Source organism: Streptomyces sp. NBC_00435, assembly GCF_036014235.1.
Taxonomy (GTDB): domain Bacteria; phylum Actinomycetota; class Actinomycetes; order Streptomycetales; family Streptomycetaceae; genus Streptomyces.
Genome location: NZ_CP107924.1, coordinates 6,314,902 through 6,329,451, shown reverse-complemented (window position 1 = coordinate 6,329,451; position 14,550 = coordinate 6,314,902). Strand labels below are relative to the sequence as shown.

Genomic DNA, 14,550 nt, shown 5'->3' with positions numbered 1-14,550 from the left:
TACGGCCCGCCGGACCCCCCGCGGGTCCGGCGAACCGTTCCGCCCGCGGGACCTTCCTACGATCGGGGGACGGCCGCGGCCGCGATCCCCTCCACCTCGGTCCCGACGGGTGCCAGCAGGAAGACGTTCCGGTCGACCCGGTGCATCCCGCTGCCCAGTCCGAAGACCACACCGCTGCTGAAGTCCAGGATCCGCTTGGCCACTTCGCCGTCCGCGCCCGTGAGGTCCAGCAGCACCGGGATCTGCGCGATCAGGTACTCCGCCACCTCCCGCGCGTCCGCGAAGACCTGGACCCGGATCACTACGAAGCGCCGCTGCTCCGCCGCGGACGCTCCCGGAACCGTGGGGATCGTGCGGTGATCCACCCGGGAGGGCCACTCGTTGCGGCTGCGCAGGGGCACCACCTGCGCGAGCCCCTCCCACTGTTCGTCGGTGACGTCGTACCTGCTCACCAGGCCGCCTCGGCCTTGCGCTTCATGTGCATCCCCCCATCCTCTCGCGTTTCACCCGTTCAGCCCAACACCGACACGAGGCACCTGACACCTCCCGCCGACTACCCCCCACCCTCCAGATAAGTTAGGTTAGGCATACCTAAGTCAGAAGTCACCGCCACTCGGGACGACGGAGATCCACATGCACCTGCCCATGCCCACCGACGCCGAGCGGGTCCGGTCCATCCTGGCCGCCGCCCATTCCATGACCGTCGTCACCGACGGGCAGAGCACCGAGATCCGCCACCTCGACGGCACCGACCCCCTCGGCCGGCTGCACCTGCATCCTGCCGAGCCGGGGGGCACCGCCGGGCACCGCCCCTCCATCCGCATGGAGTTCACCGACATCGCGCCCACCCCGGTACGGGACCGCGTGCGCGCCCGCGTCACCCTGGTCGGACGCCTGCTCACCCCGTACTCCGACGAGGGTTCCGAGTCCACCTGCGTGGAATTCGGCCGGGCCGTGCTGGTGACCCCCGACGGCGTCCGCTCGTACGTCGGCCTCGAGGAGCTGGACGCGGCCCGCCCCGACCCGCTCGCCCCGTACGAGGCCGGCATGCTCACGCACCTCCTCGACGACCACGCCGAGCTCGTCACCCTCCTGCTGCGGCTGGTCCCGGCCGAGGCCCACGGCCACATCCACGCCCAGACCCAGGCCCACACGACCACCCACGGCCACACCCACCCGCACACCCACCCCCAGTCCGCCGTCCTGCGCGCGCTGCCCGTCGCCATGGACCGGTACGGGATCACCCTGCGCCTGGAGGAACGCCGCGGCCACCGCGACGTACGGCTCCCCTTCCCCTCCCCGCTCGACGACGTGGAGCAGTCCGGGGCGCAGATCCAGGCCCTGTTCAGCGCTGCCCGCCGGCGCTCGCACCGCAACACCCTCCCTGCCTGAACGACCTCCCTGACGAGGTTCCTCAAGGAGCGGTTCCGCAGGAACGGCCCCCCGACCCCGGAATAGGGCCCCCGGGCCGCCCGTTGGGGACGATCATGAAGGCAATCGCGTACAGCGCATACGGAACCTCCGGCATCCTCGAGCCCGTTGACGCCCCGGAGCCCAAGGTGGGACCGGGCGAAGTCCTCGTCCGGGTCAGGGCCGCGGGCGTGAACCCGGTCGACTGGAAGCTCGCCGCCGGGTACCTCGACTCGATCCTCGAAGTCCGCTACCCGGTCATACCCGGTTGGGACGTCTCCGGCGTGGTCGAGGCGGTCGGCCAGGACACCTTCGACTACGCCGTCGGCGACGAGGTCTACGGTTACGTCCGCAAGGAGTGGGTGGAGCTCGGCACGTACGCCGAACTGGTCGCCGCGCCCGTGCGCACCCTTGCCCGCAAGCCGCGCGAGCTGACCTTCGAACAGGCCGCCGGCATCCCGCTGGCCGGGCTCACCGCCTACCAGTCGCTGACCCGCGCGGGCCTCAGGGCCGGCGAGAGCGTGCTCATCCACTCGGCGGCCGGCGGCACCGGCTCCTTCGGCGTGCAGATCGCCGTCGCGCTGGGCCTGCGCGTCATCGGCACGGCCGGCGCGCACAACCACGACTACCTGCGCTCGCTGGGCGCCGAGCCGGTCCTGTACGGCGAGGGCCTCGCCGACCGGGTCCGCGAGCTGGCGCCCGAAGGCGTGGACGCCGCTCTCGACTTCTTCGGCGACGACGTCGTCGCGACCCTCCAGTCCCTGGTCAAGGAGCGGCACCGGGTGGTGTCCATCGCCGACCACACGGCGGCCGCCCAGGGCGCGCACCAGTTGTGGGTCCGCCCGGACACCGCCGACCTGACCTTCTTGGCCGACCTCGCGGACCAGGGCCGGCTCACGGTCAACGTCGAGCACGCGCTGCCGCTCGCCGAGGCGGCCAAGGCCTGGGAACTGAGCGCCGCGGGCCGCACCCGCGGCAAGATCGTCCTGACGGTCTGAGGACGGAAGCCCCGCGGCACGCCCCCTCCGCGCAGCACGCCCCCTCCGCGCAGCACGCCACCACCACCACGACGCGGACGTGCCGCCGGAGCGTCGTCCGCTCCGGCGGCACGTGTACCGCGAGCGGGACAGCAGCCCCTGTCTGCGAGGACCACCGGGGCCCCGGCCCGGGCCGCCTACCGGGCGCCCCGGGTGACGGCGGGCCCGCCGTCCACGACGAGCACGTCGGTGACGTGCTCGCTCACGTCGCGGCCCGCGCGTAGCGGTTGGCGGGCCGGGCCAGCCCGTAGTTCTCGCGCAGGGTGCGGCCCGAGTACTCGGTGCGGAAGAGGCCGCGGCGCTGCAGGATCGGCACGACCTGGTCGACGAAGTCGGTGAGGCCGGTGGGGAGCACGGGCGCCATGATGTTGAAGCCGTCGGCGGCCCCCTGGGTGAACCACTCCTCCAGCTGGTCGGCGATCTGCTCGGGCGTCCCCGCGAAGACCCGGTGGCCGCGACCGGCGCCGAGGCGGGCGATCAGCTCGCGCAGGGTGAGGCCGTCGCGGCGGGCGAGCTCGGCGACGAGCGTGAAACGGCTCTTGTTGCCGTTGATGTCCCGCTCCTCGGGGAGCTCGGGCAGCGGGCCGTCCAGCGGCAGGCCGGTGAGGTCGGTGCCGAGCATGCCGGAGAGCTGGGCCAGCCCGTACTCCGGCACCTGGAGGTCGGTGAGCTCCTGCTCCAGCGCCTTGGCCTCGGCCTCGGTGGAACCGATGACGGGGGCGATGCCGGGCAGCACGAGCAGATCGCCCTCGGCGCGGCCGTACTTGGCGAGGCGGGACTTGAGGTCCTTGTAGAAGGTCTGGCCGTCGGCGAGGGTCTGCTGGGCCGTGAAGACGGCCTCGGCGTACTGGGCCGCGAACTCCTTGCCGTCCTCGGAGGAGCCGGCCTGGACGAGCAGCGGGTGCCCCTGGGGGGAGCGGGGGACGTTGAGCGGGCCGGCGACGCCGAAGTACTGGCCCCGGTGGGCCGCGGGGTGGAGCTTGTCGGTGTCGGCGTAGATGCCGCGCTCCTTGTCGAGGACGACCGCGTCGTCCTCCCAGCTGTCCCAGAGCTTGGTGGCCACGTCGAGGAACTCGCGGGCGCGCTCGTAGCGCAGCGCGTGCTCCAGGTGCTCGTCCCGGTTGAAGTTGCGGGCCTCGTCGACGGTGCCCGAGGTGACGATGTTCCAGCCGGCGCGGCCGTTGCTGATGTGGTCGAGGGAGGCGAACTTCCGGGCCAGGTTGTAGGGCTCGTTGAAGGTCGTGGAGACGGTCGCGATGAGCCCGACGTGCTCGGTGACGGCCGCGATGGCGGAGAGCAGCGTGAGGGGCTCGAAACCGCCGAGGGCGTTGTAGCGGGCCTTGCCCCAGAGGGCGAGGCCGTCGGCGAAGAAGATCGAGTCGAGCCGGCCGCGCTCGGCGGTACGGGCCAACTCCTGGAAGTAGGCCAGATCGGTGATCCGTTCGGGGCTGCTCGACGGGTGGCGCCAGGCGGCGTCGTGGTGCCCGGCGTTCATGAGGAAGGCGTTGAGGTGCAGGGTCCGGGATGCGGTCATTTTCTTGGTCCTCGGTGAAATGTCGAAGGTGGTCGGCGGGGCTTTCTGTCCTCAGGGCCCCAAGGCCTCAAGGCCTCAGGACGGAACGCGCCACAGGCTCAGCCGGCGTTCGATCGCGACGAGGATCTGGTTGAAGGCCAGGCCGATCGCGGAGATGGTGACGATGCCCGAGTACATCTGCGGGATCGCGAAGTTGAACTGCGAGGCGTTGATCAGGTAGCCGAGGCCCGCCTTCGCGCCGATCATCTCGGCGGCGACCAGGACCAGGATGGACACGGCCCCCGCCAGCCGGATGCCGGTGAAGATGGCCGGTACCGAGGCCGGCAGGATCACCTTCTGGAACAGCTTCGGCGTGGACAGGTCCATCGAGCGCGCCAGTTTCACGAGGGTCGGATCGGCGTTGCCCACCGCGCTGATGGTGTTCAGCAGGATCGGCCAGACGCAGGCGTACACGACGATCGAGACCTTCGAGGTCTCCCCGATGCCCAGCAGCAGGACGAACACCGGCAGCAGCGCGAGCGCCGCCGTGTTGCGGAACACCTCCAGCAGCGGCCCCAGCAGCACCGCCACCGGCCGGTACCAGCCGATCAGCAGCCCGAGCGGGACCGCCACGGCGACCGCGATGCCGAACCCGCCGAACGAGCGGACCAGGCTGGCCTGGGTGTGCTCGGCGAGCTGTCCGTTGCCCAGGAGCTCCCACCAGGCCACGGCGACCTCGCTGACCGGCGGCAGGAACGTCGCGTCGACCAGCCCCAGCCGCGGCGCCGTCTCCCACAACGCGAGCAGGGCGACGATCGCCGCCGAGCGCAGCACCACCGCCCGCAGCCCCCGCAGGACCTTCAGGGCCGCGGCGGCGGCCGGTGCCCGTACGGTGGCCCGCGCGGGCTCCCGTACCACCGGGGGCGCCACGTCCCGGACCGGCGTCTCCTGCGCCTCCGCCAACTCCACTGTGGTGCTCATACGGTGGCCTCCTCCTTCTCCAGTTGCTGGGCGCGGGCCACCTCGTCGTGGAGCAGGGTCCAGATCTCGTGGCGGTAGCGGGCGAACTCCGGGCTGGAGCGCAGGTCCTCACCGGTCGCCCCGGCGGACCGGTCGCCGAACGACACGGGGACCACCTGCTTGACCCGGCCGGGGCGGGAGGTGATGACGGCCACCCGCTGCCCGAGGTACACGGCCTCCTCGATGCCGTGCGTGATGAACACGACCGTCTTTCCGGTGCTCTGCCAGATCCGGCGCAGTTCGTCCTGGAGGGACTCGCGGGTCTGCGCGTCGAGCGCGGCGAACGGCTCGTCCATCAGCAGCACGTCCGGGTCGTACGCGAGCGAGCGCGCGATGGCGACCCGCTGGCGCATGCCCCCGGACAGCTCGTGCGGGTGCCGGTCCTCGAATCCGGTGAGGCCGACGAGGTCCAGGAACTCACGGGCCTTCGCCGTGCGCTGACGGCGCGGGACGCCGGTCGCCTCCAGCCCGAACTCGATGTTGCCCAGCGCGGTGCGCCACGGCAGCAGAGCGTACTGCTGGAAGACGATTCCGCGGTCCAGCCCCGGCCCGGTGACCGGCTTGCCGTCGAGCAGGATCCTGCCGGAGGTCGGCGGGGTCAGACCCCCGAGCAGGTCCAGGAGGGTGGACTTGCCGCAGCCGCTGGGGCCCACGACGACCACGAACTCCCCCGCCCCGATCTCCAGGTCGATCCCGTCGAGTGCGGTGAACTCCTCCTTGCTCCTCCTGTTCTTGCGGTCCTTCGTCGGGAAGGTCTTGGTCACGGACTCGAACACGATCTTCGCCATGGCGGTCGCTCAGCCCTTCCCGAGTCCGTTGAACTCGTTGGTGTAGAGGTCGGCCGCCTTGAGCTGGCCCTTCTTGATCTCGCCGCGCTCGCCCAGCCAGTCGATCCACAGCTGGAACTCCTTGTCGGCGATCCGGCCGCCGGGCTCGGCGACCCCGTAGGAGTGCCAGTACCGCAGGGTCGCGGTGTCCTCGTTGCGGCCGCGCTTCTTGACGATCTCCGTCATCCGCGCGACGACCTCCTCGCGCGGGGTGGTGCGGGACCACTCGATGGCCTTGGCCACGCCCGTGGTGAAGGTCCGGACGGTGTCCGGGTTCTCCTTGATGAAGCGCTGGGTCATCACGTACGAGCCGGCACTGAACGAGCCGAGCAGCTCGAAGTCCTTGAACAGCGGGCGGATGCCCCCCGTCGCGAGGGCCTTGTCCCGCAGGACGCCGCTGAGGACGCCGACCTCGATCTGCTTCTGGCGCAGCGCCTGTTCGGTGTTGACCGGCGGTACGACGAGTGCCTCCACCTTGGCCGCCTCGGCCTTCGGGACTCCGTTGCGCTCCAGGTAGATGTCGAGCAGGGCCTGGGCGTGGGCACCCAGGGTGTTCATGCCGACCTTCTTGCCGACCAGGTCGCGGGCGGAGCGGATCGGGCTGTCCTCCAGGACGTAGTAGCCGAGGTACGTGTCCTTGTCGGAGCCGTAGTAGGAGGCGACGGCCTTGATCTGGGCCTTGCTCGACGCCAGTTTGACGATCGCGCCGTTGAAGGCGCCGCCGAAGTGGGTCTGGCCGGTGGCGGCGGACTGGATGTCCTGGGGGCCGCTGATGGTGTTGCCGACCCAGTCCAGGGTGACCTCCCCGAGGAAACCGAGGTCCGCGGCGAGCTCGGGGAGCGTCACCGCGCCGACGCTCCCCTGGTACTTCAGGGAGGTGACCTGGTCGCCGCGGGCGCCGGTGGCAGTCGCCGTCCCGCAGCTCACCGCGGCCGCCGAGATGCCGAGCAGGGTGAGGAACTGGCGTCGGGAGGTGCGGGTCGTGGTGAAGGCTGCGGGCATGACGATTCCTTGTCGATCCGGTCTGGCGGGTCGGGCGGGTGGGTCGGGTGCGTGGGGTCGCGCGGGTGCGTCGGGTGGGGAGGTCAGTGCGCGGCGGTGAGCGCGGCGGCCTCGGCCGCGCGCAGGGCCTCGGCGAACTCGTCGACGGCCTGGAAGAGGTCCAGCTCCGCCTCGGGCCGCAGCCGGTCGGGGCCGGCCCCGCGCTCGACGGAGGAGTCCAGGACGAAGCGGCCCGCGGTGACGTGCCGGGCGCCGAGCGCGGCGAGGACCGGGCGCAAGGCGTAGTCGATGGTCAGGACGTGGGCGAGGCTGCCGCCCGTGGCCAGCGGGAGAACCGTTTTGCCGGCCAGCCCGTCCTGCGGGAGCAGGTCGAGGAAGGCCTTGAGGAGCCCGGTGTACGAGGCCTTGTAGACCGGGGTCGCGATGACGATCCCGTCGGCTTCGGCGACGGCCCCGAGGGCCCGCAGGATCTCGGGCTCGCCTCGGCGGGCGGAGAGCAGGTCGGCGGCGGGCAGCTCCCGGACCGCGAGGTGGGCGGTCTCGAACCCGGCGTGGTTCAGACGGCGCAGCACGTGATCGGCCACGACGGCGGTACGGGAGTGGACGGACGGGCTGCCGGTGAGGGCGAGCAGCTTGGGCACGGAACGCTCCTTGGCGGGCGAAGGCGGAGAAGGCGGGCTGAAGCGGGGAAGTCCGGTCGGCGGTTCGGCCGGCCGGCCGAACCGGGTCAGACGGCGGTGGCGGAGTCCGAGGCGGAGGCCCCGGAGGCGATGCCGAAGGCCGGGTCGGGCACCTCTTGCGGGCTGATCAGCCGGGACGGCACTCCGTCCGGCCCGACCGGGATGTCGCCGTCGACCGTGACGCGGCGCAGGGTGCGCTCGTGGTCGTCGGAGTCGTCGACGCCGTAGTGCTGGGTGGCGCGGTTGTCCCAGATGGCGACGTCACCGGTCTGCCACTGCCAGCGGACGGTGTTCTCGGGGAGCTCGATGTGGGCCTGGAAGAGGTCCTGGAGGAGGCGCGAGTCCCGACCGGTGAGGCCGCTGATCCGCTGGACGAAGTTGCCGAGCAGCAAGGTGCGTTCGCCGGTCTCGGGGTGGACGCGGACCACCGGGTGCTCCGTGAGGAACTTGGTGGAGGTGAACACCTCGCGGTACTGGGCGAGCGCCTCGGGCAGGGCGTCGGGCTTCAGGGCCGCGTAGTCGTACTCGTTGGAGTGCACGGCGCGCAGGCTGTCGGCCAGGACGCGCAGCGGCTCGGGCAGGCCTGCGTAGGCGGTGGCCGTGTTGGCCCACAGGGTGTTGCCACCGTAGGGCGGGATGGTGACGGCGCGCAGGATCGAGAAGGCGGGGTACGCGGGGACGAAGGTGACGTCCGTGTGCCACTGGTTGGCGCGGGCCCCGTGGTGGGAGTCGATGCCGAGCGCGTAACGCCCGTCGGCGGAGGGGACGGTGGGGTGCGCGACGGGCGCTCCGAGGAGCTCGGCGAAGGCCTCGTGGCCGGCTTCGTCGAGGTGGTCCTGACCGCGGAAGAAGACGACCTTGTGGGCGAGCAGCGCGGTCCGGATCCCGGCGATCTCCTCGGCCCCGAGCTCGCCGCCGAGGCGGACTCCGCCGATCACGGCGCCTATCCGCCCGCCGAGCCTGGTGACGGTGAGGTCGGTGCGGGTGGCAGTGGTCATGATGGCTCCTTGGTTTATTTCCGGAGAGGAAGAAATGAGGATGGGAAGAAGGCGGAGCGAAGCGGGACGGGGAGGATCCGGGCGCGGTCGGCAGGCGGACGCGGGGCGCCCGGGACGGAACGGCCGCCGGAAGGGCGGCCGGCGCCGCGGAAGGTGGTGAGGAGTGCCGCCGGCTCCGCCGGAGCAGCAGGCGCTGAAGCCGTTGAAGCGGCGAGGGGCAGAGGCCCGGTCGGCGGCGCTCAGAAACGGCGCGGGGCCGGACAGCGGCCCTGACACTCGCCCGGCGCGGTACAGATGCCGGGGGTGTGGAGCCGCGGGGCGAGGAACTCGGTCGCGGACATGTCCCGGAGACTGCCAGCGCCCCCACGCCCGGTCAACCCCGGTGGACGGCCTTCCCCCACCCCGCCGGGAACCCACCCGCACCGGCCGCGACCTGCCCTTTCACCGGATCCGCCCACCCCGCCGACGGCTGGAAACCGTGGCCGGATTTCATATCGCCGCAACGCATCCGCCACGCCCGGGCAAACCTGAGGCGCCAGCCCGAATCCAGCCCTGCCTGCGTGTGGGGCACGGGGCCCGGGGTGGAGCCCCGGCAACGGCGCCGCAGACACCCCGCGCGCCCGCCACGCCCACGACCGGGCGGGGCAGGGCCGCGGCCCACCGGCCGCGGCTCCGCACCCCCGCCCGCCCCACCCGGCGGAGCGCACCGGCATGATCGGGACCACCCCACCCCGACCCCGAGGAGCCCGCCCGTGCCCCCCACCCCCGGTGACAGCCGGGCCGCCGCCAACGCCGCCGCCGTGCTGAGCGCCGTCCTCACGCAGGGACCCATCGCGCGCAGTGACATCCCGAAGCTCTGCGGCCTCAGCCCCGCCGCGGTGTCACGGCAGACCACGGCCCTCCTCCGCGCCGGGCTGCTCCGCGAGCTCCGCGAACTCCCCGAGCCCCCCGCCACCGCGGACCCGGGCGCCCCCGGCCGCCCCCGCATCCCCCTCGACCTGCACACCGGTCCCGTCGGCGGCCCCCTCGCCGCCGGTCTGCACGTCGGCGTGCCCCACTCCACCTTCAGCCTGGTGGACCTCCGCGGCCGCGTCCTGGCCCGCCGGGCGTTCTCCCACGCGGGCCGCTCCCCCGACGGGCTCCCCGCCGCCATCGCGGACGAACTCGCCCGGTTCCTCGAAGAGTTCGACACCGGCCGCCCCCTCCTCGGCCTCGGTGCGGCCCTCGGCGGCTGGGTCCGCCCCGCGGACGGCACGGTCGTGCGCCACGACGCGCTCGGCTGGCACGGGCTCCCTCTCGCCGACGAGCTCTCCCAGCGCCTCGGCCTGCCCGTCTCCGTGGACAACCACGCCCGTGCCATCGCCCACGCCGAGATCCTCTTCGGCCGCCCCGAGGCCCGCTCCAGCCTTCTCCACCTCTTCATCGGCAACGTCGTCGACGCCGCCTTCGGCATCGAGGGCACCGTGCACCAGGGACCCGGCGCGGCCGCCGGCGACGTCGCGCACCTGCCCGTGCCCGGTTCGCGCACCCCCTGCGCGTGCGGCCGTACGGGTTGTCTGCAGGCCAGCGTCTGCGATTCGGTCACCGGCGCCGAGGCCGTCCGCCGCGGCATCGTCCCCGAGCCCTCCGTCAACCTGCTCGTCGACGCGGCCGCCACCGGTGACCCCCGCGCCGACCGGCTGCTGCGCGAACGCGCCCGTACCGTCGGCCGGGCCGCCGCACTGCTCCTCGACGTGTTCAACCCGGCCGTCATGGTGGTCAGCGAGCTCTCCAGCATCCTGCAGGACTGCTACCTGGACGAGATCCGCGAGGCGGCCGGCGATCCCGACCGCTACGGGCGCCGGATCGTCGCCCCGCACGCGGGGCCCGCCGTACTCCCGGTAGCCGCAGCGACCGTCCTCCTCGCCCCGCTCTTCCGTGACCCCTCCCGTCTCACATGAGAGGGGGAGATCACATCCAGTGGTTATAGGAGCTCATCGGGTACCCCCCTAACATTCGAGCCATGACGGTCCTGCCTGATGACGGGCTCTCCTTGGCCGCCGAATTCCCTGACGCGACGCATGAGCAGTGGCAGCGCCTTGTAGAGGGCGTCCTGCGCAAGTCGGGCAAGGAAGTTTCCGGCGAGGCAGCGGAAGACGCGTTGTCCACGAAGCTCGAGGACGGGCTCACCACCCGCCCGCTGTACACCGCGCCCGAAACCGCGCCCGACACCGGTTTCCCCGGCTTCGCGCCCTTCGTCCGGGGAGGCAGGGCCGAGGGCAATGCCGCCTCGGGCTGGGACGTGCGTCAGCGGATCGCCGGCACCGACCCCGTACGGGTGAACGAGGCGGCCCTGGCCGACCTGGAGAACGGCACCACGTCTCTGTGGCTGGCCGTCGGCGAGGCCGGCCTCCCCGTCGAGGGCCTGGCCCGCGCGCTGGACGGGGTCTACCTCGACCTCGCGCCCGTCGCCCTCGACCCGGGGGCCCAATTCGCGGAATCCGCCCGGACCTTGCTCGCGCTGTACGCCGAGCGCGGGGTGGCCCCCGAGGCCGCCCACGCCTCACTGGGCGCCGACCCGCTGGGCCACGAGGCGCGGACGGGGCAGGCCCTGGACCTGGCGGAAGCCGCCGCGCTCGCCGCACGGACGGCCGCCTGGCCCCACGTACGCGCCCTGACGGTCGACGCCCTGCCGTACCACGAGGCGGGCGGCAGCGCCGCCGAGGAGCTGGGGCTCTCCCTGGCCACCGGGGTCGCGTACCTGCGCGCCCTCACCGACGCCGGCCTCACCACGACCCCGCTCACCACGGAAGCGGCCTTCGGCGAGCTGGAGTTCCGCTACGCCGCCACCGCCGACCAGTTCCTCACCATCGCCAAGCTGCGCGCCGCACGCCGCCTCTGGGCCCGTGTGGCCGAGGCCTGCGGGACCCCGGCGGCCGGCGCCCAGCGCCAGCACGCCGTGACCTCGCCGGTGATGATGACCCGCCGCGACCCCTGGGTGAACATGCTGCGCACCACCATCGCCTGCATGGCGGCGGGCGTGGGCGGCGCGGACGCGGTCACCGTGCTCCCGTTCGACCAGGACCTCGGCCTGCCCGACGCCTTCGCGCGCCGCATCTCGCGCAACACCTCCACCATCCTGCTGGAGGAGTCCCACCTGGCCCGCGTGATCGATCCGGCCGGCGGCTCGTACTACGTCGAGCGGCTCACGGACGAAATCGCCCACGCGGCGTGGGAGTTCTTCCAGAGCATCGAGAAGGCGGGCGGCCAGGCCGCCGCCCTGCGCTCGGGCCTGGTCGCCGAACGCCTCGCCACCACCTGGGCCGCACGCTCGAAGAAGCTGGCCACGCGCCGCGAACCCGTCACCGGGGTGAGCGAGTTCCCGCTGCTCACCGAGAAGCCGGTGGTACGCGAACCCGCGCCGGCCCCGCTCACCGGCGGACTGCCCCGCGTCCGGCGCGACGAGGCCTACGAGGCCCTGCGCGCCCGCAGCGACGCCCACCTGGCGGCGACGGGCGCCCGGCCCACGGTCTTCCTGGCGGCCCTCGGCCCCGCGGCCGCGCACACCGGGCGCGCCACCTTCGCCTCCAACCTGTTCCAGGCGGGCGGCATCACCCCGGTGCACGAACCGGTGTCGGTGACCCCGCAGACGGCCGCGGCGGCGTACGCCGCGAGCGGCGCGGACGGCATGGCCGTGCTGTGCTCCAGCGACGCGCTGTACGAGGAGCAGGCCGAGGCGGTCGCCGCGGCCCTGCGCTCGGCGGGTGCGACGACCGTGTTCCTCGCGGGTAGGCCCGGTACCGCCGCGGCGGCCGTGGACGAGTACGTCTTCGCCGGCTGCGACGCGGTCGCCGTGCTGTCCTCCGTACTCGACCGGATGGGAGTCGCGTCTTGAGCATCCCCGATTTCTCCGAACTCGCGCTGAGCGGCGCGGCCCCGGCAGCCGGGTCCGAGGACCAGTGGCGCACGGCCCTGAAGGAGTCCACCGGCTCCGACGCCCCCGGACTCCTGTGGGAGACGCCCGAGGGCATCGGCGTACAGCCGCTGTACACGGGCCGGGACCTGGAGGGCCTGGACTTCCTCCGGACGTATCCGGGCGTGGCCCCGTACCTGCGCGGCCCGTACCCGACGATGTACGTCAACCAGCCCTGGACGATCCGGCAGTACGCGGGCTTCTCCACGGCCGAGGAGTCCAACGCCTTCTACCGGCGCAACCTCGCGTCCGGCCAGAAGGGCCTGTCGATCGCCTTCGACCTGCCCACGCACCGCGGCTACGACAGCGACCACCCGCGCGTGACGGGCGACGTCGGCATGGCGGGCGTGGCGATCGACTCCATTTACGACATGCGTCAACTCTTCGACGGGATCCCCCTCGACAGGATGACGGTGTCGATGACGATGAACGGCGCGGTGCTGCCGGTCCTCGCCCTCTACATCGTGGCGGCGGAGGAGCAGGGCGTCTCCCCCGACAAACTCGCCGGGACCATCCAGAACGACATCCTCAAAGAGTTCATGGTCCGCAACACCTACATCTACCCTCCGAAGCCCTCGATGCGGATCATCTCCGACATCTTCGCCTTCACCTCGCAGAAGATGCCGCGGTACAACTCCATCTCGATCTCCGGCTACCACATCCAGGAGGCCGGGGCCACGGCCGACCTGGAGCTGGCGTACACCCTCGCCGACGGCGTGGAGTACCTGCGGGCCGGGCAGGCCGTCGGGCTGGACGTGGACGCCTTCGCACCGCGCCTGTCGTTCTTCTGGGCGATCGGCATGAACTTCTTCATGGAGGTCGCGAAGCTGCGCGCGGCCCGCCTGCTGTGGGCGCGCCTGGTCAAGCAGTTCGACCCGAAGAACGCGAAGTCCCTCTCCCTGCGCACCCATTCGCAGACCTCCGGCTGGTCCCTCACGGCGCAGGACGTCTTCAACAACGTCACCCGTACCTGTATCGAGGCGATGGCGGCGACCCAGGGCCACACCCAGTCGCTGCACACCAACGCCCTGGACGAGGCCCTCGCCCTGCCGACGGATTTCTCCGCCCGTATCGCCCGCAACACCCAGCTCCTGCTCCAGCAGGAGTCGGGCACCTGCCGCACCATCGACCCCTGGGGCGGCAGCGCGTACGTGGAGAAGCTCACCTACGACCTGGCGCGCCGGGCCTGGCAGCACATCCAGGAGGTCGAGGCGGCCGGCGGCATGGCGCAGGCCATCGACGCGGGCATCCCCAAGCTCCGCGTGGAGGAGGCAGCCGCCCGTACGCAGGCCCGAATCGACTCGGGCCGCCAGCCGGTGATCGGCGTCAACAAGTACCGGGTGGCGACGGACGAGCAGATCGACGTCCTGAAGGTGGACAACTCCTCGGTGCGCTCCCAGCAGATCGCCAAGCTGCGGCGGCTGCGCGAGGAGCGCGACGAGGCGGTCACCCAGGACACCCTGCGGGCGCTGACGAACGCGGCGGAGCGCGGCGAGGGCAACCTCCTGGCGCTCGCGGTGGACGCGGCGCGCGCGAAGGCGACGGTCGGTGAGATCTCGGACGCCCTGGAGAAGGTGTACGGGCGGCACGCCAGCCAGATCCGTACGATCTCGGGTGTGTACCGAACCGAGGCAGGAGAGTCCCCGTCCGTGGAGCGCACGCGCGCGCTCGTCGACCGCTTCGAGGAAGTGGAGGGACGGCGCCCGCGCATCCTGGTCGCCAAGATGGGCCAGGACGGGCACGACCGCGGCCAGAAGGTGATCGCGACCGCCTTCGCCGACCTGGGCTTCGACGTGGATGTCGGCCCGCTGTTCCAGACCCCGGAGGAAGTGGCCCGCCAGGCCGTCGAGGCCGACGTGCACGTCGTCGGCGTCTCCTCCCTCGCGGCCGGCCATCTGACCCTCGTACCGGCGCTGCGCGAGCAGCTGGCGCTGGAGGGGCGCGAGGACATCATGATCGTCGTGGGCGGTGTCATCCCGCCGGCGGACGTCCCCACCCTCCTCGAAATGGGGGCGACGGCGGTGTTCCCGCCCGGCACGGTGATCCCCGACGCGGCGCACGACCTGGTGACGCGGCTCGCCGCGGACCTGGGCCACGAGCTGTAGGCGGAC

The 14,550-nt window shown here is 72.4% G+C and carries 12 protein-coding genes; 5 read left to right on the top strand and 7 right to left on the bottom strand.

All coding sequences use genetic code 11. The annotated features are described in order from the left end of the window. Nucleotides 1-56: 56 nt before the first annotated feature. Nucleotides 57-452, bottom strand: a complete 396-nt coding sequence (locus OG389_RS28710; RefSeq protein ID WP_250742110.1) for a cell division protein SepF — start codon at nt 450-452, stop codon at nt 57-59. Nucleotides 453-633: 181 nt separating this feature from the next. Between OG389_RS28710 and OG389_RS28705 the strand changes: the two genes are divergently transcribed. Then, nucleotides 634-1,392 carry a DUF2470 domain-containing protein gene (locus tag OG389_RS28705; protein ID WP_328301326.1) on the top strand — a complete coding sequence of 253 codons (759 nt, stop codon included), beginning with the start codon at nt 634-636 and terminating at the stop codon, nt 1,390-1,392. Nucleotides 1,393-1,487: 95 nt separating this feature from the next. Continuing rightward, a complete protein-coding gene (locus OG389_RS28700; RefSeq protein ID WP_328301325.1) occupies nt 1,488-2,408 on the top strand; it encodes an NADP-dependent oxidoreductase in 921 nt (306 codons plus the stop codon). A 241-nt stretch (nt 2,409-2,649) separates the two neighbouring features. Here the strand turns inward: OG389_RS28700 and OG389_RS28695 are convergent, their stop codons facing one another. From OG389_RS28695 to OG389_RS28670, 6 genes are all read right to left on the bottom strand, one after another. Then, complete coding sequence (locus tag OG389_RS28695; protein WP_328301324.1) at nt 2,650-3,981, bottom strand: LLM class flavin-dependent oxidoreductase; 1,332 nt, start codon at nt 3,979-3,981, stop codon at nt 2,650-2,652. A 75-nt stretch (nt 3,982-4,056) separates the two neighbouring features. Further along, nucleotides 4,057-4,941 (bottom strand): ABC transporter permease, encoded by an 885-nt coding sequence (locus OG389_RS28690; RefSeq protein ID WP_328301322.1) that lies wholly within the window; start codon nt 4,939-4,941, stop codon nt 4,057-4,059. Continuing rightward, nucleotides 4,938-5,768: an ABC transporter ATP-binding protein gene (locus OG389_RS28685; RefSeq protein ID WP_328301321.1), complete on the bottom strand. Its 831-nt coding sequence runs from the start codon at nt 5,766-5,768 to the stop codon at nt 4,938-4,940. The genes OG389_RS28690 and OG389_RS28685 overlap by 4 nt, the downstream gene beginning before the upstream one ends. A gap of 9 nt (nt 5,769-5,777) precedes the next feature. Further along, nucleotides 5,778-6,809: an ABC transporter substrate-binding protein gene (locus tag OG389_RS28680; RefSeq protein ID WP_328301320.1), complete on the bottom strand. Its 1,032-nt coding sequence runs from the start codon at nt 6,807-6,809 to the stop codon at nt 5,778-5,780. 83 nt (nt 6,810-6,892) lie between these two features. Further along, a complete protein-coding gene (gene ssuE, locus OG389_RS28675) occupies nt 6,893-7,450 on the bottom strand; it encodes an NADPH-dependent FMN reductase (protein WP_328301319.1) in 558 nt (185 codons plus the stop codon). Nucleotides 7,451-7,536: 86 nt separating this feature from the next. Next, complete coding sequence (locus OG389_RS28670; protein ID WP_328301318.1) at nt 7,537-8,487, bottom strand: TauD/TfdA dioxygenase family protein; 951 nt, start codon at nt 8,485-8,487, stop codon at nt 7,537-7,539. A 752-nt stretch (nt 8,488-9,239) separates the two neighbouring features. Here OG389_RS28670 and OG389_RS28665 point away from each other — a divergent pair. From OG389_RS28665 to scpA, 3 genes are all read left to right on the top strand, one after another. Next, nucleotides 9,240-10,427, top strand: a complete 1,188-nt coding sequence (locus OG389_RS28665; protein ID WP_328301317.1) for an ROK family transcriptional regulator — start codon at nt 9,240-9,242, stop codon at nt 10,425-10,427. Nucleotides 10,428-10,489: 62 nt separating this feature from the next. Continuing rightward, nucleotides 10,490-12,361, top strand: coding sequence for a methylmalonyl-CoA mutase family protein (locus OG389_RS28660; protein WP_328301316.1), 1,872 nt, complete (start codon nt 10,490-10,492; stop codon nt 12,359-12,361). Next, nucleotides 12,358-14,544, top strand: a complete 2,187-nt coding sequence (scpA, locus tag OG389_RS28655) for a methylmalonyl-CoA mutase (RefSeq protein ID WP_328301315.1) — start codon at nt 12,358-12,360, stop codon at nt 14,542-14,544. The genes OG389_RS28660 and scpA overlap by 4 nt, the downstream gene beginning before the upstream one ends. Nucleotides 14,545-14,550: the final 6 nt, after the last annotated feature.